A 24,307-nucleotide genomic window follows, 5' to 3' on the forward strand; every position below is an offset into this window, starting at 1 on the left:
CCAATAATAATTACCAAACTAGGTTTACCATAAATTATGGAGACCTGCAACTGATGAGAGATTAAAGGAGAGAACGATTGTGAATATTGAGATTATTCGTGCAGAGATGCGTCGTGAAGATGAGAAGAATTATGTGGGAAATACGGTTTTTCGTGCAGAAGGCGAAAAGTCCGTTTATGAGATTACGTTTATGAGCAAGAACGGCAAGGACTGGGATTATAGTCTGCATTTCACTGAACAATCCGGTGATGAAGACGAATTGCTGCGTATGGACGAGCTGCTGGAAAACGATGACGATATGTACAATCAGCTGCTTGATGCGGCACTGGACGCTTTCCCTGCATAATAGGACCGAGAGGTTCTTGTTCTAATATGGAATGCAGCTGATTATACTAGACGGTGTATGCCTGAAACAGGGCGTCCACCGTCTATTTTATTGGGAATAAGGAATAGTTACTCCAGAAAAGGGAAGTCTATGACAGATGAATGGAACCAGAGAGACAATCCGCCTGAATGGGAGGTAACCGTGAATGGCATCTGACAATCTGATTACAGCAGGAATGACGGGACTTGAAGAAGTCGCGCACGATATCCTCAGTCTGCGTACACTGTTCGTTAATGTTGTGTTCATCGGGGAGCCTGGAAGCAGGAACTGGGTGCTCGTGGACACTGGAATGGCGAGTTTCACTGATCAGATTCTTCATGTTGCAACTGAACGCTTTCCTGGTCCACCGTCTGCGATTATTTTGACACATGGTCATTTTGATCATGTGGGGACCGTCATCGAACTGGAACAATTCTGGGGTGTCCCGGTGTACGCACACCCGCTGGAACTGCCTTATTTGACAGGTGTGAAGGATTACCCTCCGGCAGACCCTGCTGTAGGTGGCGGTTTGATGGCACGGCTGTCATTTGTTTATCCTAATGAAGCTATTAATCTGGATGATCGGATATTCAGTCTGCCGGATGATCATTCCATCCCAGGTGTTTCTGGCTGGGAATGGCTGCATACACCCGGTCACACACCGGGCCATGTGTCGCTATTTCGAAAAGAAGACCGTATTCTGATTGCGGGAGACGCCATCGTGACCGTGAAACAGGAATCACTCTGGAGTGTGCTGCTTCAGGACAAACAGTTACACGGTCCACCCGCATATTTCACGACGGATTGGCAAGCGGCCCATCGATCGGTTCAGCATATTCGAAGACTGGAGCCCATGGTTGCTGTTACCGGGCACGGACATTCCTTAACCGGAGAAATGCTGAGAGATTCGCTGGAGCGGCTCGATCTTGATTTTGAAGAGAGTGCCATCCCGGATCACGGCAAATATGTGGATTAAGCGAACTGATGCGCTGCTTGGGCATAGCATTGAAATCAGGAATGATTTCATTACGGCAGCCTTAGGGGATGGAGACAGCCACGGAGCATCGTAGCTGTCTTTTTTGTCGTTCTATCATGAATTTGTTCTCTATCATAGATTGGTATTTTGTGCGCGGTCATGATATAGTCGAGCCGTATAATATAACCTTAGTATGCAGGAGGTACATATAACGATGACACAGCAAAATGCAGCTTTCGAAGAACAATTTGGAGGTATACCAGCCGTCTGGCTTCGTTTTAATCAATTCGAAGCGGCTGTTATTCCGAGCGTGGGTGCCAACCTTGTCGCTTTTCGTGATACAGAGCAGGGATTCCGTTATTTGCGTGAGCCGGACCTGGAACATATGGACGAATTTATGGCTGCACCTGCCGTATACGGTATTCCGATTCTTTCCCCACCGAATCGCTATGAGGATGGTCGCTTCCCCTGGAACGGTGAAGTCTATCAACTTCCTGTAAACGAACCAGCTACAGGCAACCACCTGCATGGATTCCTGCATGATGCCGAGTGGAAGGTTGTGGGCTACGGATCTGACGAGCTGGAGAGTTATGTTGTGCTCAGTCAGGAAGTGAAAGAAGGACATGAGTTCTATAAGTACCTTCCGTTCACCTTCACAGTGACGCTCCGTTATTCACTGAGTAGTCTGGGACTTCAGCAGCAATTGAATGTCCGCAATCACGGGAAAGAACGTATGCCGAATTTGTTCGCATTCCATACAGCCATTAGCGTTCCTTTTGCACCGGAAAGCCAGGCATCTGATTACACGGCTAAAATAACGATTGGTCAGCGTCGTGAATTGAATGAACGTTCTTTGCCTACGGGACAATTTCAACCGCTTACACCAGAGGAAGAGCAATTAAAAGGTGAGGGCGTTAATCCGTTTTTTGCAGCCATGGACAACCACTACACGGCTGAACCGCAAAATGGTCGCAACTATATGGAGCTTACCGATCATCGTACCGGTGACAAGCTGGTATATGATGTCGGGACGTCTTACAAGCACTGGATGATCTGGAATAACAACATGGCTGGTGGGTTCTTCTGTCCTGAGCCTCAGATGAACCTGGTTAACGCTCCGAATGTACAAGGCATTCCTGCTGAAGAGATCGGTCTTATTGGTCTTGAGCCGGGCGAATTATTCGAGCAAGCCAGCCGTCTTTATCCGATCAAAGCGCAAAAATAAATACTCGAAGGATTTGCGTCACGCTTACATTTTTGTCGAAAAGGTGAAAACCGGTCAGGCAATCATGTATAATATGACAAGATACACAAGCTTTGCTCATAAAAGTATTTTGCATAAATCCCAAGGATGACTTTGGAATCAACAGATGCAAGATGCTGTGAAGAAAAGAATGTATACGTATTTTTGTAGGGACCCAAACCATCTTTTTGGAGGAGGAAAAGCAAGTGGAATACCGCATTGAGAGAGATACGTTAGGTGAAATGAAAGTACCAGCCGACAGGCTGTGGGGAGCTCAGACGCAGCGCAGCAAGGAGAACTTTCCGATTGGTCGCGAGCATATGCCGATGGAAGTTGTTCGTGCTCTTGCCATTTTGAAAAAAAGCGCTGCTGCCAGTAACCATAAATTAGGTAAATTGTCCGCTGCCAAAGCGGATGCAATCGCTTATGCTGCTGATGAAATTATTGCTGGCCGGATTGATGATCATTTCCCGCTCGTGGTGTGGCAGACGGGTAGCGGAACACAGTCCAACATGAACGTAAACGAAGTTATTGCCAATCTGGGTAACCAGCTGCTTGAACAAAAGGGCAAGGAAGAACGTCTGCATCCGAATGATGATGTGAACATGTCCCAGAGCTCCAATGATACATTCCCAACGGCTCTGCATGTTGCAGGGGTACTTGCTGTTGAAGATCAGCTCTTGCCAGCAATTGCGGTGCTAAAAGCCACCTTTGCAGATAAATCCGAAAAATTCAAAGATATTATCAAAATTGGACGTACCCATCTTCAGGATGCAACGCCAATTACACTCGGTCAGGAGATCAGCGGCTGGGAAGCGATGCTTGATAAGAGTGAACGCATGATCCGGGATAGTGTGAATTATATGAAAGAACTCGCAATTGGTGGCACAGCTGTAGGAACCGGAATTAATGCACATCCTGACTTTGGTGATTATACAGCCAAGGAAATTGGCAAGCACACTGGCAAAGATTTTGTATCCGCACCCAACAAATTCCACGCGCTTACAAGTCATGATGAAGTAGTCTATGCCCACGGTGCAGTTAAAGCGCTTGCAGCTGACTTGATGAAAATTGCCAATGATGTTCGCTGGCTGGCTAGTGGTCCACGCAGTGGTCTAGGAGAGATTCGTATTCCAGAGAATGAACCGGGCAGCTCCATTATGCCAGGTAAAGTGAATCCAACCCAGAGCGAGGCGATGACCATGGTGGTTACGCAAGTCATGGGGAACGATGCGGCGATTGGCTTCGCGGCAAGTCAGGGTAACTTCGAGTTGAATGTGTTCAAACCAGTTATTATCTATAACTTCCTGCAATCTGTTCAGCTCCTTGCTGATTCCATCGTTGCATTTAACGATAAATGTGCGGTGGGCATTGAGCCTAACCTCGCCCAGATTGAACATAATTTGAATAACTCGCTTATGTTGGTTACCGCTCTTAATCCGCATATCGGTTATGAGAATGCAGCCAAAATTGCCAAGCTTGCGCATAAGGAAGGACTGTCTCTGAAGGAAGCAACATTGCAGACAGGTTTGCTTACGGAAGAACAATTCGATCAGTATGTTGATCCAGCGAAAATGATTGCCCCGAAAGCTTAATCAGTCATTATCATGCGAACTTCATTCCAATAAACAAGCGACCTGCATACGCAGGTCGTTTTTTAGCTCGTGATGTTCTTGAACTAATGCTTGTCAGTCTATACGTATACATATAAAATACATATGCGACTATTTTTTAATTGATCGGAACTGTTTATTTCATTGGAGGTTTCTGCGTTGTCGAAAAAGAGAAGATTTACGATTCGCTCCAAAATTCTATTGGGCTATCTAGTGGTTGTGTTGTTATTTGGTGCCGTTTTGCTAGTGTTATCTGCCCAAATTGATGCATCGCAGAAGGAAATTGATTTTATCAGCCACCACGACCTGGAAGTGCATAACCTGACCAATGCCATTGAGAAAAATGTTCTAAATATGGAAACAGGACAGCGGGGATTCATGATTACCGGGGAAGAAAGTTATTTGGAACCTTACAATCAAGCGCTAACCCAGTGGAATTCCAATTATGCCGAACTGTATGAGCTGGTTAGTGATAACCCATCCCAGCAAAAGACTCTGGAAACCATTAATACACATATTGTCCGCTGGATTGATGTTGCCGGATCAGCCTCGGTGGCCTTAAAGAAACAAGGAGATCAGGAGAAAGTCATTGAATTTTTCCATTCCGACCCAGGGAAAAGTGAAATGGATCTGTTAAGATCCGAGTTCGAGAACTTCCGCAATACAGAGTTGCGACTGACGGAAAGCCGGGTGAAAGAGCTCGCAGCACGAAGCTCCACATTGCTTACCATTATGTATACCTTATGGGCTGCCGTTGCCGGACTATCTGTTGCCGCTTCGCTCGTCATTTCGGGCAATATCGTCAAGACCCTGCGTGAAGTCAAACATACCATCAGCGACATATCACAAGGTGGCAATCTCACACAGCGTATTATTGTCCGTACACAAGATGAGGTCGGTGATTTAGGTAAAGAGACGAACTTATTGCTGGACACGGTACAGGAACAGAATCGACTTAAGGATCAGGTTGCCAGCATAGCTACACTCCTGCAGAACCCTACAAGTTTGGAGGGACTGTCAAGGTTGTTTCTAAACCAAGTCGCGATCCTGCTAGAAGCCCCTTATGGCGTGTTATATGCGATGAAAGAGAATCGTCTCATTCGTGTAGCTGCGTATGCAGCAGATGGAGAGAAAGAGCGTTCCCTCGGTAAAGTATCCGTTGCACCGGGTGAGGGATTAGTAGGTCAGAGTGCGATTGAGAAGCGAGTTTTGCAGATGAACGACTTGCCTCAAAATTATATTCGCATCTCATCGGGACTTGGTGAAGCGTCAGCTGCATCACTCACAGTAGCGCCGGTGGTATTTGAAGGTAAAACGATAGCTGTTATCGAACTTGCTTCCATGAAGCCAATCGAACCCAAGGAAACAAAGCTGTTAACCGAACTGATCGAAATCTTCGGGGTTTCTCTTCATTCCACCATAACACGCATGGAATTACAGCATTTGTATGATGAATCCCAAGTGTTGAATGAAGAATTGCAGGCTCAATCGGAGAAACTGCAGGCACAGACTGAAGAGATGGTATCTCAGACGGAAGAATTACATATGCAAACAGAAGAGCTGCATATACTGAACGAGCGTCTGGAAATGCAGAAAAATGCGGCAGAGACTTCTGCCAGTGAACTTGCAAAAGTAGCGGATCAGCTGCGGACAAGCTCTGGTTACAAGTCTGAGTTCTTGGCGAATATGTCGCATGAACTTCGTACTCCACTGAACAGTATGCTGATTCTGTCCGAGATTTTGGCTGAGAACAAGCATCAGCACTTAAACAGTGAAGAACAGAAATATGCTTCGGTGATCCATGCATCAGGTAAGGACCTGTTGAATCTGATTAACGATATTCTCGATCTTTCCAAGGTGGAAGCCGGGGAGATGGAAGTGGATTTGGATGATGTGCATCTTGAAACCCTGCCTGAAGCAATGAATCAATATTTTTTGAAAACGGCGGAGCAAAAAGGGATTGATTTCCGGATTCAGCTTCAAAGCCCTCTTCCGGAAACAATTGTTTCCGACGAGATGCGGTTACACCAGATTTTGCGGAATTTGCTCTCCAATGCATTCAAGTTTACCAATGAAGGTGAAGTGGCCTTAACCATCTCCAGAGTGAGTCTGGCCAATCTGGAAGACAGCGGGGCAGAGAAGGAGGTTATAGCCTTCTCGGTTAGTGATACCGGGATTGGCATTGCTGAGAACAAACTGCTGCAGATCTTTGATGCGTTCAAGCAGGCAGATGGAGCCACAGCCCGAAAATACGGCGGAACTGGACTGGGACTGTCGATCTCTCAATCCCTTGCCAATCTGTTGGGAGGATCAATCTCAGCAACGAGCCGTGAAGGACAAGGAAGTGTCTTCACGTTATTCCTCCCACTTAGAAGGGAAGAGCCTGAGGTTATGCAGAACCCCAGATTGTTCTTGAACGAGGTTGCCGTGACTGATCCTGAAATTAACAGTGCTTCAGCAATGAATTCAACCAAAATCGAGATGTTACTGACTCCACTGGAAGAATCATTATTGAATGGTCGTCAGGTTCTCGTTGTCGATGATGATATTCGAAATGTATATGCCTTGGCAAATGCCCTTGAGCAGTATGACATGAAGGTGATTACAGCTCAGAATGGCTACGAGTGTCTGGAGATGTTAGAGAGCGGAGAAGCGAATCCGGATATTATCTTGATGGATATCATGATGCCAGAGTTGGATGGGTATGAGACCACTCGCCAGATCCGTGAGAGATTAAATCTCAAGCAGCTCCCTATCATCGCTCTGACTGCCAAAGCCATGAAAGAAGATCGTGATAAATGTATTGCAGCAGGGGCCTCGGATTATATTAGCAAACCGCTGAATATAAAAGAGGTACTGTCTCGGATGAAATTATGGCTGAGTCATGAAACGTTGGGAATTTGATCTTTTTCGTTTGTAATTCAACATGTATCAACTCCAAAATAAAACCTATGCCAGTTGCGCAACGATTGCTGCAATTGTGTCATGGGTTTTATTTTTTTCTCATGTAAGCTATTTAAATGAAAATGATGTTATAATACTTAACAAGAATTAAGGTTTATTGCAAAATAATGGATGGATATAAGTGTATAACCTTTGTTTTCGTTCAGTTAAGGATATAAAAGGTTTAACGTGTTATATATATGGGAGGTAATGTCCATGCAGCTTACGGTTAAAGAGGCTTTACAGGTGTACCCGTTGTCTGAGGCCAGACTGGTTGCAGGTGGGGAAGGGACTTCACGGATGATGAAATCCGTTAACGTCATGGACGCTCCAGATATAGCGGATTGGATCAAATCCGGAGAACTGCTGTTCACAACCGCATTTATTATGAAAGACAACGAGACCGATGCACTTCGTTTGATGCGCCGCCTGAACGAACGTGGTTGTGCCGGATTAGGCATTAAATTGGGCCGTTTCTGGCAGGCCATTCCGCAAGGAATTATTGAGGAAGCAGATCGACTGCGGTTACCGCTGCTGGAACTGCCGTTTCAGTTTACATTTTCCGACCAGATGAATGCGTTATTCAAGGCAGAACATGAACGCAGCAATCGTTTACTGCACGAGGTGGTGCAAAAACAGAAAAAATTGATGCAGTTTGCGTTGCAGCAGCAACAGCATCGGAATGTATTTGCCGAACTAGCTACCGTGTTGAATTATCCGCTTGCGGTTATTGGCTCCCGCGGCCATGTGCTGTATGGCAGCGAAGGCATTGCAGGAGATGCGGTAGTACAGGGTTGGCCCTGGAAATCCGTCATGCACCGTGTGAAATGGAATCAGGGAAGCTGCCACCGGGTACCCATCAAGCAGAATGATGAAGAATACGGATTTTTGCTCGTCTTTACAGACTCGGCGCTATCTCTTAGAGCAGAGGAAGAATTATTTCAGCAGGCTGCGGATGTCTTGGCATTCTATATGGATATGACCTATCGAGAACACATTAATCCCACCGTTCAGGATGAGATGCGTACGCTGCTAACCCAATATCTAGAAAACAAAATGACGGTAGAGGAACTCACCAAGCTCAGCGAGAATAAAGGCGTTCATCTGTTCCAGGGGACTTATCAATGTGTGTTGATCACGCTGGAACCGTCTGTATTTGCAGAAGGGAAGCTGCTGAAGCAGATTCACCGCGAGTTGCAGTACAATCCGCTTATGCAATTCACGGCCTCACAGCATTTTCAGATCGAAGATGGCATACTCTCCATCTATACCTGTCCAACAGGACGGGATTATGGAGAGGAATTATCAGCATTCCTGCTAAATCGGTTCGGGGATGTTCTTGCAGCACAGGAAGCCAAGGGAGCATCTGCACCCCGGTTCTGGATCAGCAAAATGAAGCATGAGCCGAAGTCGCTGCGCGAAGCCTATCAGGAATGTCTGGATACTCGCCAACTGGCTCGCCGTTTCGGGATGAAGGATCGAGCTCTCCAGTTTGAGATGCTGGAATTCGCCTATGTATTCCAACATGTTCCTGATAACATCATGGAGAATTATTGCAATAAAGTACTTGAGCCTTTATTGGCGAGGGACGGCGATCCCAATCAGGTACTGATGAATACGTTGGAATCTTTTATCGAGAATGATGGACTCATTAACGAAGCTGCGAAGCAGCTGTTTGTGCATCGGAACACCGTTACCTATCGGATGGAGAAAGTCGGGAGTTTGCTGCAAATGGACTTTAAGAAGACTAATGATCTGCTGAAATTAAAGCTGGTGTTCACCTTCCGCAAGTTTGTGCGGGATAAAACAGCTGCTAGGCCGTATTCGCATCATCATTAATCTAAAGTTTGACCCCTTAATACGTTAATACTTTTATGGTCATAACCATTATCCAAAACAAGTGTTGTGCAGCATGACAATGAAGCAGGCATGTTAGATAAAACCGTATTTCCCTTGAGGAAGTACGGTTTTTTCGCTTTTCATTACATTTGAACAACCAAATCCCGTGCACTGATAACAAATCACAGAACTGATGTTATGTTATATTACAAAATTGCGTAAATATTGTTGTCGCAGTACAGAGAGACACTTAAAATGAAGAACAACAATCCACAGAAGACCGGAGGTTCTAACATGGGCGACTTCATTAAACTCGTTAACAACTGGTCTATCACACAGTTCGTGCATACGTTTGGCGGACTATTCGAAGAATCACCTTGGGTGGCGGAGCGTTCCTGGCCTTCACGGCCATTCGACTCTTTTGAACACCTGATGAAGGTGATGAAAAACGTAGTGCAATCCTCCGATGAAAAGGTCCAGTTGCAGTTGCTTTGCAATCACCCGGATCTCGGGGCGCGAATCAGCATGAGCAGCAATTCTGTTCAGGAACAGGCTGGGGCAGGGCTTGATTCACTTTCGGCGGAGCAATATAACGAGCTTAGCAAATTGAACAAAGAATATACAAGCCAATTCGGCTTTCCTTTTATATTGGCCGTGAAAGGTCACACAGCTCAGTCCATTCTGGAGTCCATGAGGAAGCGCAATCGGAGAGGAAGAGAGGAAGAATTCCAGACCGCCCTGAAGGAAGTGTTCAAAATTGCTTCCATTCGATTGGAGCAATGGCTGGTGCAGATTGGTCATGAACATGAATTTGAATTAAAGCCAACCGAAGTAAAGCAGCGGACCATGTATTACGGCAAGGGAGATGTATGGATGTACCGTTCATACGCCAAACCGTTGACGGATATTCAGGCCATACCGGAATCTCCATTTACAGGACGTAATAATATCCTGTTCGGAATGAACATTAAAGTAGCCGTTCAAGGCGAGGAATTTCTGCCTTCTTTTGTCGAAGGAGATAATTCTCTCGTCGTTGCAACGGATTCAATGAAGAATTTCATCCTGAAACATGCTGCGGATTACTCCGGAGCTACAGTGGAAGGTTTCCTTGCTTATGTCAGCCGACGTTTTCTGGAGACATATCCGCAGATGACCAAAGTTCAGATGACAGCAGATCAGATTCCTTTTGAAGATGTGCCTGTTCGCAGAGAGGGAAGCCTTCGTGCAAGCGAGCTGGTATTCCGTTATTCCCAGAATGATCGGGCTACGGCTGCAATTGAAGCGCAGCGAAAAGGAAATCAGGTCGAGCTAAGCAATCATTTCAGTGGTGTCGCAGATATCAGGCTTATTAAGGTCAAAGGCAGTGAATTTGCCGGTTTCGTCAAGGATGAGTACACCACCTTACCCGAGACATGGGACCGTCCACTATTCATTTTCCTGAATATCAATTGGCGTTACGAAGACCCGAGAGATGGCATAGACGATCAGTGCGGACGTTATGTAGCGGCGGAGCAGGTAAGAGATGTAGCTGCTGCCGTGTTCCATGCGTGTCGCTCGGCATCCATTCAGCATCTGATTTACCAGATTGGACTTAGGCTCTTGCGTCGATTTGGACAGCTTAGTGAGGTTTCATTTGAATCCAACAATCGGACATGGGAAACGGTGCTGGAGGAAGTCAAAGAAGGAGAAGGCAAGGTATTCACGGAGGGCAGACCTCCTTATGGATTTCAAAGCTTCTCAATGACAAGGGATGATCTTGAGGATGACCATTGGGGCTCGAAGAAAGAAAGGGAGGCATGATGTCGGTGGCTGGAGGACGGATTACTACGCATGTGCTGGATACTTCCAAGGGCGTTCCGGCCGCGGGCGTGCGGGTTGAACTTTTTGTATTGCATGGGGATGGCGAGAAGGAAAGTAGAATGAAAGTTGCTGAATCGGTGACTAATAGCGATGGGCGTCTGGATGCTCCGTTACTTGAAGGCGGGAAGCTTGAGCAAGCGGTCTACGAGCTCCGTTTCAACGTTGAGGGGTATTACGCACAGCGCTCTCTTGAAGAATTGGGGCAGGCGTTATGGAAGGTTGTACCGATTCGGTTTGCTGTATCCGATGCTGCAAGTCACTATCACATTCCTTTGTTGATTGCGCCAGGAGGTTACAGTACATACCGGGGAAGCTGAAATCTATGAATCCGGTTCTGATCAGGGGAGGGTCATCCATATGACAAAGTTAGATATGATCATCCGGGGGGCCCGGGTTGTATTGAGAGATAGCGTGGAGGAACTGGATATTGGGATTACTGGTGAAAAAATATCTGCGATGTCCTCACACCTGGAGGGTGATGAAGACACTGAAATAATAGAAGCAGATGGCCTCACCGTGATGCCAGGGGCGGTGGACATTCATGTCCATTTCAATGAACCTGGACTCGCGAGCTGGGAGGGATTCAAATCTGGATCAGCATCACTGGCTGCTGGTGGAATTACGACGTATGTTGATATGCCGCTTAATGGTGTCCCCCCAACGATAAGACCGGAGGCATGGGAGTTGAAAATGAAAGCAGCCAGCGGTCAATCCTATGTTGATTATGCGTTCTGGGGAGGACTCGTTCCCGCTAATCTGTCTGAGCTTGCGTCTTTGGCCGAAAGAGGTGCGGCGGGATTCAAGGCATTTATGTCCGAACCTGGTGGAGAAGGGGAAGACATCTTCGCCAGAGCGGATGACGATACACTTTTGAATGGCATGTACGAGATTACAAAACTAAACCGTGTGCTGGCGCTTCATGCCGAAGACGAAGCGATGGTTGCTGAGCTTGGAGCAAGAAGTATTGCAGATGGACGAATCGGCCCGATGGATTACGTGCAATCTCGCCCAGCAGAAGCGGAGGTTCGGGCGGTGTCCCGAGCGCTGCAGTATGGGGAGCAAACCGGATGTGCATTGCATTTTGTGCATATCAGTACACGGGAAGCGCTTGATCTGATTGCAGCGGCGAAACAGCGCGGACTGGATGTAACTTCTGAAACATGCCCGCATTACCTGACGCTGACAGATGAAGATGTTGTCCGGTAGGGAGCTGTAGCCAAGTGTGCGCCGCCATTGCGGAGTCAGGCTGAGCAAGATCGGTTATGGGATGCGCTGGAAGCAGGTCTGATTGATGTTATTGCATCTGACCACTCACCCTGTCCGCCATCGATGAAACAATCTGATCATTTCTTTGAAATCTGGGGTGGCATCTCTGGGGCACAAAGCACGCTGCTGCTCATGTTGGAGGAAGGACATCTTCAGCGAAATGTAGCCCTTCCGCTGCTAGGAAGAATCCTGGCTCTGCAACCTGCCAGAAGGCTTGGATTGGAGAGCAAAGGTGAGATTGCCATCGGCAAGGACGCGGATCTGGTACTGATTGATTGGAAGAAGAGTACCACCTTAAATGCGGAAGACCTGCACTACACACATAAACAGAGTCCTTATGTGGGACGCACATTTTCCTCCAGCATTGCAGAGGTGTTCTGCCGGGGCACACGAGTATACAGTTCAAAAACAGGATTATCGGATGAACCTGTGGGACGGTTTATCCGTGCTAACTCATCTGTTCCGGTTGGCGTTGAAGGAATGGAGGGGGGATCATGACGGATTTTGAAGTACACACGCCTTCGTGGACGGAACGTCCCATCCAGCCTTTGCCGCAATTGGAGCAGGTGGAGCTGAAAGGCATGCTTGACTGGTTGTCTACATATGGCGCTGATCCCCAAGGAGGTGTGACACGTCTGTTGTACGACCAAGCATGGTGTAAGGCACAGCATGCGCTTGCGGAAAAAATGCAGGAGAAAGGGTTGGCACCGGAATTCGATCAATCAGGCAACCTGTATGGAACTCTGCACGGTAGAGGTGTGGGTTCAGGAGTGGAAAAAGAAATCGAAGCGGCACCGATTGTTACGGGGTCCCATATCGATACGGTGGTACATGGTGGAAAGTATGATGGCGCATATGGGGTAGTTGCGGGAGTGCTCGCCCTAGAGTATCTACAGAAACATTTTGGGGACCCCAAACGAACACTTCGAGTCGTGTCCTTATGTGAGGAAGAAGGTAGTCGATTCCCCTTCGCTTATTGGGGATCACGAAGTATAACGGGGGTAAGCGGGCTGGAAGACGTTCAGCATTTGAAGGATCAGGAAGGCATTACCTTTGCACAGGCGATACGTGATGCAGGCTTTGGACCAGATAGCAGCTATAGATCGGCTTCACATAACTACGGTGCGTTTATCGAACTTCATATCGAGCAAGGTCAGGTCCTTGAACGATTGGGCCATTCGATCGGTATTGTATCGGATATTGTAGGCCAGAAACGCTTTAGCATTACAGTAAGTGGCGAAGCCAATCATGCCGGAACTACACCGATGACCTGGCGTAAGGATGCACTTGCAGGTGCAGCCGAGATGATTACTGCTGTAAGACACATTGCGCTTGAAGCGGGAGAACCACTTGTAGCTACTGTTGGACGAATAACAGCTGATCCGGGGATCGGTAACGTTGTTGCATCCCGAGCCGTATTCTCGCTCGATATCCGGCATATCAGGCAAGAGAGCATCAACCAATGCTGGCAGCACATGCTACAGGAATTTAGCCGAATCGCAGCGGAGCAACAGCTCGGACTGAACTGGGAGGAGCACTTGTCTGTCACCCCTATTCCGATGAACGAACAGATTACGTCAGACATCCGAGCTATCTGTGAAGTGGAGCAGTTATCCTATATTCACATGCCAAGCGGCGCAGGACATGATTCGCAGATCTTTCAGCCGGCTTGTCCTACGGCGATGATTTTTGTCCCCAGCCAGGATGGAATTAGCCATAATCCCCTTGAATATACAGCTGAAGAGGACCTGATGAAAGGTTTCCGGGTTCTGGTTCAGCTACTCTATAAATACGGTTACGGGAGTTGAGTGAAGATGTCCAACTATAAAGAATTGTCCCCGTCCTTGCGGACGATCATGACACCGGGGCCAGTTGAAGTCGATCCAAGAGTGCTTAGGGCATTGTCCTTCCCGATACTGGGGCAGTTTGATCCGGAGTTCACTTCCCTGATGAATGAGACGATGGCCATGCTGCGTGAACTATACATGACAGATAATGAGTGGTGTTATCCGGTAGATGGAACATCCCGCTCAGGTATTGAAGCTGTGTTGGTCAGTCTGATTCAACCGGGGGACAAGGTGCTGGTTCCCATCTATGGACGCTTCGGACATCTGTTGGTTGAAATTTCGGAACGTTGTGGTGCAGAGGTTGTTTTTTTTGAAACAGAATGGGGAACGGTTTTTGATCCCGAAGAGGTTATCAAGGCGATCCATGCCCATAAGCCGAGTTTGGTCGCGATGGTTCACGGCGAGACATCAACCGGGCAAATGCAGCCTCTCGCCGAGATTGGAAAAACCTGCCGCGAACTTGATATTTTACTCGTCGTTGATGCTGTTGCCACAATCGGCGGTACACCTGTGGAGACGGATGCCTGGTATCTGGATGCGGTGATGGGTGGAACGCAGAAGTGTTTGTCCGTTCCATCCGGGATGGCGCCATTAACGTATAACAGTCGTGTGGAGAAGAAGCTGATGAGTCGCAAAACCGTCGAACGGGGACTCCGGAATGCGACAAGTGCTCGGGCTGAAGGCCGTACAATTGCCAGCAATTATTTTGACCTAAGCCAGTTGCAGGACTACTGGAGCTCGGCGCGGTTAAACCATCATACAGAGGCAACTTCGATGCTCTACGGTCTTCACGAGGGGCTGCGGATTTTGCTTCAGGAAGGTCTGGATACGCGTTTCCAGAGACATCGGATCAATGAACGTGCGTTAGTCGCGGGCATTCAGGGCATGGGGCTCAAACTGTATGGAGACATGTCCAGTAAACTTCCAATGGTCACCTGTATCGAAGTTCCGGAAGGCATAGACGGAGAGTCGGTACGCAGCATGCTTCTGAACGATTTCAGTATTGAAATTGCCAGTTCGTTTGGACCATTGAAAGGCAAGATTTGGCGTATTGGTACAATGGGATTCAGCTGCCAGCGCAAAAATGTACTGCATGTGCTGGGTGCCCTGGAGGCTGTCCTGTTGCGTCATCGCCACACCTTGCCAGCAGGGGAAGCCGTGCAGGCAGCTCTGGATGTGTATGCCGGGAAGGAGGGTGTCTTATGTTGAACCAGATGCCGATATCCAGGGAGGTGATGGTCACCTCCCCGCATTATTTGGCGAGTGCGGTTGGCAGCGCAATCCTTCAGCAAGGGGGTAACGCTTATGATGCTGCTGTCGCTGTAAGTGCCGCACTGGGCGTAGTCTACCCCCACATGACAGGACTTGGCGGAGATGCTTTCTTTTTGATTCATGATGGAGCAAGTGGTGACATAACTGCTTACAACGGAAGCGGTCGTTCAGCAGCAGGCATTCATGCAGACACATTCAAAGCGATGGGGATGAGCGCCATTCCTCAACGAGGCGTGCTTAGTGCGATTACCGTTCCTGGAATGGTAGATGCATGGTGGGAAGTCTGGTCCCGCTATGGGAAGTTAAAGTGGGAACAGTTACTTGAACCAGCTGCGCAATATGCAGAAAAAGGATGCCCTGTATCCCGAAATCTGCGCCTGTGGCTGGAACGTGATGAGGATTTCATTATGGGGCATACACCGCTGCGAGCGGTATTTGCCCCTTTTGGTACACTTTTGCAGGAAGGGGACCTGCTCCAGCAGGCTGATCTTGCCACCTCTATTCGCCTGATTCAGGCAGGCGGACGCGATGTTTTTTATACCGGGGAACTGGCGGAGCAGCTAACTTCGGCTATTCGTGAGGATGGCGGCATGCTTGCTCCAGCGGATTTCGCAGCTCACAAGGGAGAGTGGGTGAAGCCGATCACTACCGATTACCGTGGCTATCAAGTCCATCAGATGCCGCCCAATTCACAGGGCTTCTCGATGCTGATGATGTTGAATATGCTGGAACATATTGATCTATCGTCCGTGGCGCGTACGTCACCCGAGTTTTATCACCTGATGGCTGAAGTGGTCAAAAAGGCTTTTCGTGACCGTGATCGGTATCTCACAGACCCGGAATTCAGGGATATTCCGCTGGAAAATCTGTTGTCCAAGGCTTATGGAGATGAATTATGGAATGAGATCCAGTCCGCTCCACCTGTGGCACAGCCTTTTCTGTCCAAAATGATGGGTCAGGATACGGCTTATGCGGCGGTTGTGGACAATGAAGGCAATGCCGTCTCGTTTATTCAGAGCCTGTACTTTGATTTTGGCGCTGCTTATGTGCCGGGAGATACAGGTGTGATCATGCAGAACCGCGGGTCCTTTTTCTCGCTTGATCCGAAGGACGCCAACGTACTGGAACCCAGTAAACGCTCATTCCACACCCTAATGCCGGGTCTTGTCACTCGTAACGGGAAACCATATATGCTCGTAGGCACGCAGGGCGGTGAGGGTCAACCTCAGACACAGCTATCGGTTCTTACGGGGGTGCTGGACTATGGTCTGAACATTCAGGAAGCCATTGGGCTGCCGCGTTGGGTGTATGGGCGTACCTGGGGCGAGGAAGGTGACACGATGCGAGTGGAGAACCGCTATCATGACGACGTGTGTGACACGCTTGCCCGATGGGGGCATAACGTCGAAGCCAGAGCGCCGTGGGACGGGATTATGGGGCAGTCGCAAGGGATTGTCATCCGTGAAGATGGCATGATCAGTGGAGCAGCAGACCCCAGAGGAGATGGCATGGCTATCGGGTGGTAACGTGATTTATGTACTGGATCAAGTATAGATCCAAAGAAGATTATCTTCATTGTGCAGGATCAGAATAAGTAAATTTACGCAGATAGATACGGATGGGGGAGATTATCATGGGAACGATCCTGCTAAAAGGTGCACAACTCGTCACAATGAATGCAGAAGAGGATGTATTTACGGGAGATCTGATAATTGAGGATAACAAAATCAAAGAGATTGCAGAACATATCGATGTTCAGGCAGATCAGGTCATTGATGCTCGAGGCAAAGTGCTGCTGCCAGGTTTTATCCAGACGCATATTCATCTGTGTCAGACTTTGTTCCGTGGACGTGCGGACGACCTGGAATTGATGGATTGGCTTCGTCAACGCATTTGGCCGCTTGAGGCGGCGCATGATGAAGAGTCAGTCTATTACTCGGCAATGCTCGGCTTGGGCGAATTGATTTCCAGCGGGACAACGACGATTTTGGATATGGAGACCGTGCATCATACCGATTCGGCTTTTCAGGCGATGGCACAGAGCGGCATTCGGGTGATTTCCGGTAAAGTGATGATGGATCACGGGGATGAAGTTCCTGAACCGCTGCGTGAAAATACGGCTACCTCGCTGCAACAAAGTGTCGATTTGCTGGAGAAATGGAACGGATTCGGCGGTGGCCGCATTCAGTATGCATTTTGTCCACGCTTTGTCGTCTCGTGCACCGAAGAATTGTTGGTTGAGGTACGTGACCTGTCGAATAAGTACCATGTGAAAGTGCACACCCATGCCTCCGAAAATCGTGGCGAGATCGAACTGGTAGAACACGAACGTGGCATGCGCAACATTGTCTATCTGGATCATATCGGTCTGGCTACTCCAAGACTGGTGCTTGCCCACTGTGTGTGGCTGAGTGAGGAAGAGAAGGAGATTATTCGCAAACGCGGGGTAAAAGTCACCCACTGCCCTGGATCGAATATGAAACTGTCCTCGGGTATAGCAGATATTCCCGATCTGCTGAATCGTCAGATTGCGGTAGGCATTGGTGCCGATGGTGCGCCGTGCAACAACAATCTGGATATGTTCCAGGAGATGCGCCTGACCGCGCTCATTCAAAAGGTGCCTCATGGTCCAACAGTGATGGACGCTCGGACAGTGCTGCGCATGGCGACGATGGGTGGAGCGGAAGTACTCGGAATGTCCAAGGAAATCGGCAGTCTGGAAGTGGGTAAAAAAGCAGATATGTTACTGCTGGATCTGGATGATTTTCATACGTACCCTTCCTATGAGACTGATGTGTACTCCCGTGTGGTCTATTCCGCAACTCGCAGCTGTGTAGACACCGTTATTATTGATGGAAGTATCGTGCTCAAAAACCGGAAGATTCAAACAATTGATCGCGGCATCGTGCTTCGTGAATCGGATAAAAGCATTGCAAGATTGATGAAACGTATCTAATCAACAGCAACCAGACGAAACTCATCCAATAACTATCTGAGCAGAAGTTGGACATTCAATCTTCGCTAAGAAGTACTGAGTCGCTTCTTCGGATTCGGATTCAAATCCCTGAAAGGATGGAGACAACGATGGAAATGCATGATCTGTGTGCAATTGCAGCGGGGGAGCCGCGCTGCGTTCTCGCAACAGCGGTCAAGGTAGAAGGTCATGCTTACCGTAAGCAGGGTGTCTCTATGCTTTTGACCGAAGATGGTGCGATGTATGGCAGTATCAGTCCGGGTTGTCTGGAGAGTGATCTGCAGGCTAGGGTGGACCGTGTGCTGTCTACACAGCAGTTGGAGTTCGTGGAGTATGATATGCGTCCGGAAGATGATCTGTCCTGGGGGGAAACGATTGGCTGCGGCGGGTTGATTATAGTGCTGCTAGAGCCGGTATGTGGTGAACTCTGGTCGATCTTGTCCCGTATGCATACGTATTTTCAATCTGGATCAGCTGTGGAGCTAACCCGTTCATTCTACGATCAATACACACGGATTCATTATGTGATTCAGCCTGCTGAGGATGCAGAAAGCAAGACATCATTATACCCTTCTCCAGTTGCCAAAGGAGCTTCTCTAGGTCCAATAAATACAATGATTATAGAGGAAACACCGATACCGCGACTATCGTTGGTCGTTATTCATTCGTCAGAAGCTGATGCTACTGCATCTAATTCTGGAGAGAGTAATCTTCAGAAGGATGGATTGACTGAGGCAGAGCGGTGGGATGTCCCTCTACAGATCTCTGCAAGATATGAGCCCAAACCCCGTCTGATTATCATTGGAGCCGGAAATGATGTAATTCCGGTCGCCCGTCTGGGCAAATCAGCAGGATTTCATGTGTTCGTAGCAGATTGGCGAGAAACCTTATGCACCGCTGAACGCTTTCCGGGGGTTGAACTTATTCATGGTTTCCCTCGTGAGATCATGCATGTACTGGATATCCAAAGCGGGGATTATATCGTATTGATGAGTCATCAATTTCCGAGAGAACGGGAGTTTCTTGAATTACTTGAGGATCGGAATTATGCATACCTTGGTATTATGGGCTCCAGAACACGGACAGCACGTTTGCTTAACGATCTCCCCCCGCTAAAACATTTGCATTCACCCGTCGGCTTGACCATTGGTGCTGATGGACCGGAAGAGATCGCAATCAGTATCGCAGCAGAACTTATTTCCTGTAAACGTACAGTAGTTGCCGCAGAGTGTCGCAACGCACAGAGGGGGATTGCACATGCGACTGACGGGCATCGTGCTAGCGGCAGGTAAGAGCAGCCGAATGGGGCGGGATAAACTGTCTATCGTCATGCCTGACGGAAGATGTTTGGCCGCATGGACATTGGAAGCCGCCTTGAATTCCGATTTGGAGAGAGTCATTTGTGTGGTCAAACCCGAGGATTCATTGGCATGGATCCCCTCCATGTGGCTCAATGAAGCGTCATATGGCTGTACTCCAGATACGAGGACGAAGCTACAGATTGCAATCTGTACCGATTATGCATACGGTATGGCCATGTCCCTTCACTGCGGCATTCTGTCTGCTATGGCATACAGGCCAGAAGGTGTGATGATGATTTTGGCAGATCAGCCGTTATTGCAGACACAAGATATTAACAGGGTTGCTCAGTCGTTAGCCGCCAACAAACTATGTGATTATGCAGCAGCTACGGATGGCGGTGGAGGCAAGCCTCCGGTAGCCTTTCGTGAGCATATGCTGGGGCCTCTTTTGTCGCTCAGCGGAGATGAGGGGGCGAGAAAAATCATGCGCAATGCCAAGTATGCAGGCACGCATGTATCGTTGTCTGATTTTAGCTTTTGGGATGCGGATACCGAACCAGAGCTGCAGCGCATTTTGGATTATGTGAATGGGATAAGATAAATGAAAATTAAGGCAGAAGGAGCGATTCCTTGTGTATTATTTCTGGAAGTAATGAGGTCAGCCAGAGCATCTGGTTGGCCTCTTTATTGTTTTTTTATCTAACGGGTTATGAAGTGGCTTGTGTTAGCTTTGGAGAGCTAATCATGCATCAGGCACAAATCAAAGAGTCTATTTATACATTTATCCAAAATGATGTAAAGATAATTGACCTTATTGTTGTAGTCCCATATGATTTGAAGAATTATTTGGATCATTCGTTCATATCCAACACCCCGCAGACAGATTCCAGGTAGAGAAGGGAGATGGAAGGATGGTCATGCCGGCATATGGGTCTGGAGCGCAGCCAACCGTTTGGCAGCCCGTTAATCTGGATGAACTTCAAGCTTTAAAGAATGAACTGTCCGGAAAGTATTGTTATGCAGCAGGGGCCACATTATTGCGTACTCAGTGGGAGGGCGGCCTTGTTCCTGTACCTGAGCATATGATCAGCCTTGCTCGTATTCCAGGTGCAAGTGGTGTATATGTAGATGGAGAGGAACTGGTCATTGGAGCAGTGACGCGATTAAGTCATTGTGCCACAGACGTTCTTCTGCAAAAGCTGCCCATTTTACAATCTGCAATGAACGCTATCGCCGCTCCTTCTATTCGGAATATGGCGACAATTGGCGGAAACATTGTATCGGGAGTAGGCGACTCCATTCCCGCACTGCTTGTCTACGATGCACAGCTGTACTGGATGACGGACAATGGCATGGAGACGCGCAGTCTTTCCTCCTGGCTGAACGGCGGTCGTGAAAGCAGTCGCAACCCGAATGATGTGTTAATCGCCATTCATATTCCGATGAAACATACGTCTTTCCTTGAAGTCGCGAGCGAACGGACATCTGTAACGCGTGAAATTTCATTTTACCGCAAGCTGGGTCGGCGGGAGACCTTTACAGCATCGCTGGTGACGATTGCATTTCACGGAGAATTGGGCGCAGATGGTCGTTGGAATAAGATTGCAATCGCAGCAGGTGGAGGTTCAGGCATGGCCATGAGACTTCCTGAGTCGGAAAAACTGCTTCTTGGCGTGGAGGCTTCTGTTATGCAAGCTTCATCTCTAGCTGCCACAGTGATGGCGGAATTCGAAACGTATAGTGATGCATTCGCTACAGAACAGTATCGCAAACAAACGGCAGGTAATTTGCTCGGTGCCGGACTCTGGGAAGCACTTCGCTTATAGAAGAAAACCATTTTGAAGAAGCTTGAAGAAGCAAAGCGTGAGCCTAAAAGATTTTGGAAAGTGAGAAAGGGGAGAGAGAGCATGCTGTTGAATCGGGATAGTAGTGGGAAACGCTGGCATCTGCGGCCAGATGGGGCAGGCAAAGTAACAGGACAGCTTCAATATCTGACAGACATGACGCTGCCCGATATGATCCACGGAAGGGTCCTTCGAAGCTCTTACCCTTATGCCCGCATATTGTCTATCGATATTACCGGAGCGGAGGCTATGGAGGGGGTATTTGCTGCACTCACCTCCAAAGATGTGCCCGGTTTGAACCTGTTTGGCATTGCAACTCCGGATCAGCCTGTATTTTGCGAGGATGTTGTTCGTTATATCGGTGATGCCATTGCCGCGGTTGCTGCGGATTCCCCGGAACGTGCAGCGCTCGCTCTGGATGCCATCCGGATTGAGTATGAGGAATGGACTCCACTGGACAGCCCAGAAGCTGCACTGGCACCTGGTGCACCAGAGCTCCACGAACATGGCGCAGGCAATGTGTTACACCGTACCGAAATCAAACGAGGCAATATAAATGAGGGCTTTGCTGCATGCGAACATGTTGTGAGTGAGACTTATTATACCCCTCGTCAGATGCACGCCTATATGGAGACAGAAGGCGGTTTATTTGTTCCTGATGAGAATGGCAGACTCCATGTCTACGCGGCTACACAGCATGGTTACAAGGACAGAATGCAGCTTGCCCGAATCATTGGGTGTTCCGAAGAGGATATCCGGGTGATCTCCTCTCCGATAGGCGGTTCTTTTGGCGGGAAAGATGAGCTGAATGTACAGCCTTATGGAGCACTGCTTGCTTTAAGGTGCGGACGTCCTGTGAAAATGCACAATTCACGCAAAGAATCCGTACGTGCAGGCTTGAAGCGCCATCCGATGAAAATTGAGATGCAGACCGGAATCAGCCGTGAAGGCATGATCCAGGCTCACCGAGTCCGCATTACCGCAGACACCGGAGCATATGCAACGCTGGGAGCACCTGTCCTGAATTTTTGCACAGAACACTGTCTCGGGCCTTATTCGATTCCCAACGTAGATGTGGAGGGTGTCTCGGTGTATACGAATAATGGCGTGTCGGGAGAGTTCAGGGGATTTGGCGGTAATCAGGCGATCTTTGCAATAGAGGGTCAGATGGATCGACTCGCAGAGATTATGAATATGGACCCTTGGGAGTTTCGGAGACGCAACATGAGGGAAAAGTCCGATCCTGGGCCATTGAATCAACGGATTCTGGTCACGGATGGACTATCGCAAGTATGGGAGGCGATGGATCGTTCGGAATTATGGCAAAAGCATCTGCATCCCCCGGTAGAACCTTCTCTGCCTACCTGGATTAAACGTGGTGTGGGTGCAGCCATCGCCATGCACGGGGCAGGGTTGGGTTATGGCATACCCGATCCGGCGGGCGGTCGTCTATCCCTGAATGCCGAAGGTAAGATTGAAGTGGCATTCAGCTACGAAGAATTCGGTCAGGGACTCATCGCCACGCTTGAAATGATGCTCTGCGATCTGTTCCACTGCTCAACCTCCGATCTGAGCATCATCATTGGGGATACGGATCGAGTGCCGCACAGTGGTTCAAGCACCGCTTCGCGTTCAACGACGATGGCCTGGATGGCTCTTCAGCGATTACAGGCACCATTCCGCTCCAAAATCTTGTCGGTAGCCTCTACCTTGTCAGGAATTCCGGCTGACGAACTGATTACTGGAATAGAGGGAGTATGGCGCAAGGATCAGCTTTCTCCAGAAGTTACAGCGAATGAACCGACGATGAATTCCAAAGTTCTTGTTTCTTACGTTGATCTGGCGAAGCATGGAGAAGCGGAAGAATGGATTTTTGATACTCAATTTGAATACCCGACCACGCCGGACAATGTTGTAGGTGGGCATTATTTATATACGTATGCTGCGGTAGCAGCAGAGGTGGAGGTAAACACGCTAACCGGGGAAGCCAAATTGCTGGATACGAGGCATGTGGTAGCTGCTGGCCCTGTCATCAATCCAATGGGATTCATTGGACAGATCGAAGGCGGGAGCGTAATGGCGTTGGGTTTTACATTGACCGAGGATGCTGTGATGCAAGACAGCCGCTACATGACAACCAATCTGGACACCTACTTGATTCCGACGATTCGCGACATTCACACCAACCTGGAAGTGGAGGCAATTGAAGATCTGCCCGAGGGCGATCCTTTTGGACCGCGGGGCATTGGCGAGATTGGTTCGGTGGCGCTTGCTCCGGCCATCACCGCTGCAATTCATCAGGCTACCGGGGTGTGGGTTAATCGTTTACCGGTTCCACGAGATCAACTAATCAAACCACTTAGCGTCTCGCTTCAGGAAGGAGTGAGCTCATCATGACTGAGCCTTTGAGCAACTTCTGGACAGCCGTTGTGAATGGGGAAAAGAAACAATTGCACATCGCCCAAACGACCCGTCTAGTGGACGTACTGCGCTCGCATTTGAATCTGACGGGAACAAAAGTTTCCTGCGAAGTTGGCCGCTGCGGTGCATGTATGGTTCTGATGAATGGAGAGCCTGTCAATTCCTGTCTCGTAATGGCTTATCAATGTGCTGGCAGTGAGATAACAACAATAGAAGGGTTGCTCGGTGAAAAGGAAGGCGAGTTACATCCAATTCAACAGGCTTTTGTGGAAGAGGGCGGCTTCCAATGCGGGTATTGTACACCCGGAATGGTCATTTCCACCAAGGCTCTCTTGGACCGCAATCCGCAGCCAAGTCAGGAACAGATTGAAACGGGATTATGCGGCAACCTGTGCCGCTGCACTGGATATGGAGGAATACTACGAGCGGTAAACAAGGTGATCGATGAGCGCGATAGGGTGGGTTCTACCCCATGATCATGGAAGAAGTGAGGTCAGAGCTTTCTCTGAATTTCAATATCATAAGAGTTTTTATAGACCAACCT

General features: G+C 48.6%; 19 protein-coding genes. All 19 read left to right on the forward strand.

Translation table 11 applies throughout. The annotated features are described in order from the left end of the window. Positions 1-79: 79 nt before the first annotated feature. The 19 genes from MKY42_RS16150 to MKY42_RS16240 all read left to right on the forward strand — a co-directional run bounded on the left by MKY42_RS16150 (position 80) and on the right by MKY42_RS16240 (position 24,239). On the forward strand, positions 80-346 hold the full coding sequence (locus MKY42_RS16150; RefSeq protein WP_083678844.1) for a hypothetical protein: 267 nt from the start codon (positions 80-82) through the stop codon (positions 344-346). A 184-nt stretch (positions 347-530) separates the two neighbouring features. Next, entirely contained in the window at positions 531-1,340 is an 810-nt protein-coding gene (locus MKY42_RS16155; protein WP_339852553.1) for an MBL fold metallo-hydrolase, read from the forward strand. 214 nt (positions 1,341-1,554) lie between these two features. Next, the gene (locus MKY42_RS16160) at positions 1,555-2,565 is read left to right on the forward strand and encodes an aldose 1-epimerase (protein ID WP_090898148.1); all 1,011 of its coding nucleotides are present in this window, start codon (positions 1,555-1,557) and stop codon (positions 2,563-2,565) included. 224 nt (positions 2,566-2,789) lie between these two features. After that, positions 2,790-4,178 carry a class II fumarate hydratase gene (gene fumC, locus MKY42_RS16165; RefSeq protein ID WP_339852557.1) on the forward strand — a complete coding sequence of 463 codons (1,389 nt, stop codon included), beginning with the start codon at positions 2,790-2,792 and terminating at the stop codon, positions 4,176-4,178. A gap of 177 nt (positions 4,179-4,355) precedes the next feature. Next, positions 4,356-7,100 carry a CHASE3 domain-containing protein gene (locus tag MKY42_RS16170; protein WP_339852560.1) on the forward strand — a complete coding sequence of 915 codons (2,745 nt, stop codon included), beginning with the start codon at positions 4,356-4,358 and terminating at the stop codon, positions 7,098-7,100. A gap of 255 nt (positions 7,101-7,355) precedes the next feature. Next, a complete protein-coding gene (locus MKY42_RS16175; protein ID WP_339852562.1) occupies positions 7,356-8,978 on the forward strand; it encodes a PucR family transcriptional regulator ligand-binding domain-containing protein in 1,623 nt (540 codons plus the stop codon). A gap of 294 nt (positions 8,979-9,272) precedes the next feature. Further along, entirely contained in the window at positions 9,273-10,778 is a 1,506-nt protein-coding gene (pucL, locus tag MKY42_RS16180) for a factor-independent urate hydroxylase (RefSeq protein WP_090898160.1), read from the forward strand. Next, on the forward strand, positions 10,775-11,155 hold the full coding sequence (gene uraH / locus MKY42_RS16185) for a hydroxyisourate hydrolase (RefSeq protein ID WP_339852566.1): 381 nt from the start codon (positions 10,775-10,777) through the stop codon (positions 11,153-11,155). The genes pucL and uraH overlap by 4 nt, the downstream gene beginning before the upstream one ends. A gap of 40 nt (positions 11,156-11,195) precedes the next feature. Next, positions 11,196-12,044, forward strand: a complete 849-nt coding sequence (locus tag MKY42_RS16190; RefSeq protein WP_339852568.1) for an amidohydrolase family protein — start codon at positions 11,196-11,198, stop codon at positions 12,042-12,044. Positions 12,045-12,071: 27 nt separating this feature from the next. Then, positions 12,072-12,602 (forward strand): amidohydrolase family protein, encoded by a 531-nt coding sequence (locus tag MKY42_RS16195; protein WP_339852570.1) that lies wholly within the window; start codon positions 12,072-12,074, stop codon positions 12,600-12,602. Beyond that, positions 12,599-13,912 carry a Zn-dependent hydrolase gene (locus MKY42_RS16200; RefSeq protein ID WP_090898169.1) on the forward strand — a complete coding sequence of 438 codons (1,314 nt, stop codon included), beginning with the start codon at positions 12,599-12,601 and terminating at the stop codon, positions 13,910-13,912. Before MKY42_RS16195 ends, MKY42_RS16200 begins: the two co-directional genes overlap by 4 nt. A gap of 6 nt (positions 13,913-13,918) precedes the next feature. Continuing rightward, the gene (locus MKY42_RS16205) at positions 13,919-15,160 is read left to right on the forward strand and encodes an alanine--glyoxylate aminotransferase family protein (protein WP_339852575.1); all 1,242 of its coding nucleotides are present in this window, start codon (positions 13,919-13,921) and stop codon (positions 15,158-15,160) included. Then, entirely contained in the window at positions 15,154-16,749 is a 1,596-nt protein-coding gene (gene ggt / locus MKY42_RS16210) for a gamma-glutamyltransferase (RefSeq protein WP_339852578.1), read from the forward strand. The genes MKY42_RS16205 and ggt overlap by 7 nt, the downstream gene beginning before the upstream one ends. Before the next feature lie 107 nt (positions 16,750-16,856). Further along, positions 16,857-18,179: a 5'-deoxyadenosine deaminase gene (locus MKY42_RS16215; protein WP_090898178.1), complete on the forward strand. Its 1,323-nt coding sequence runs from the start codon at positions 16,857-16,859 to the stop codon at positions 18,177-18,179. Positions 18,180-18,295: 116 nt separating this feature from the next. Continuing rightward, positions 18,296-19,489: an XdhC family protein gene (locus MKY42_RS16220; protein ID WP_339852580.1), complete on the forward strand. Its 1,194-nt coding sequence runs from the start codon at positions 18,296-18,298 to the stop codon at positions 19,487-19,489. Beyond that, positions 19,455-20,099 carry a nucleotidyltransferase family protein gene (locus MKY42_RS16225; protein WP_339852583.1) on the forward strand — a complete coding sequence of 215 codons (645 nt, stop codon included), beginning with the start codon at positions 19,455-19,457 and terminating at the stop codon, positions 20,097-20,099. The genes MKY42_RS16220 and MKY42_RS16225 overlap by 35 nt, the downstream gene beginning before the upstream one ends. A 310-nt stretch (positions 20,100-20,409) precedes the next feature. Then, positions 20,410-21,324 carry an FAD binding domain-containing protein gene (locus tag MKY42_RS16230; protein WP_339852586.1) on the forward strand — a complete coding sequence of 305 codons (915 nt, stop codon included), beginning with the start codon at positions 20,410-20,412 and terminating at the stop codon, positions 21,322-21,324. Between the two features lie 81 nt (positions 21,325-21,405). Continuing rightward, the gene (gene pucD / locus MKY42_RS16235; protein WP_339852589.1) at positions 21,406-23,739 is read left to right on the forward strand and encodes a xanthine dehydrogenase subunit D; all 2,334 of its coding nucleotides are present in this window, start codon (positions 21,406-21,408) and stop codon (positions 23,737-23,739) included. Continuing rightward, entirely contained in the window at positions 23,736-24,239 is a 504-nt protein-coding gene (locus tag MKY42_RS16240; RefSeq protein WP_090898189.1) for a (2Fe-2S)-binding protein, read from the forward strand. The genes pucD and MKY42_RS16240 overlap by 4 nt, the downstream gene beginning before the upstream one ends. The last annotated feature ends 68 nt before the right edge of the window (positions 24,240-24,307 follow it).

It is taken from the genome of Paenibacillus sp. FSL W7-1088 (assembly GCF_037969855.1).
GTDB lineage: Bacteria > Bacillota > Bacilli > Paenibacillales > Paenibacillaceae > Paenibacillus.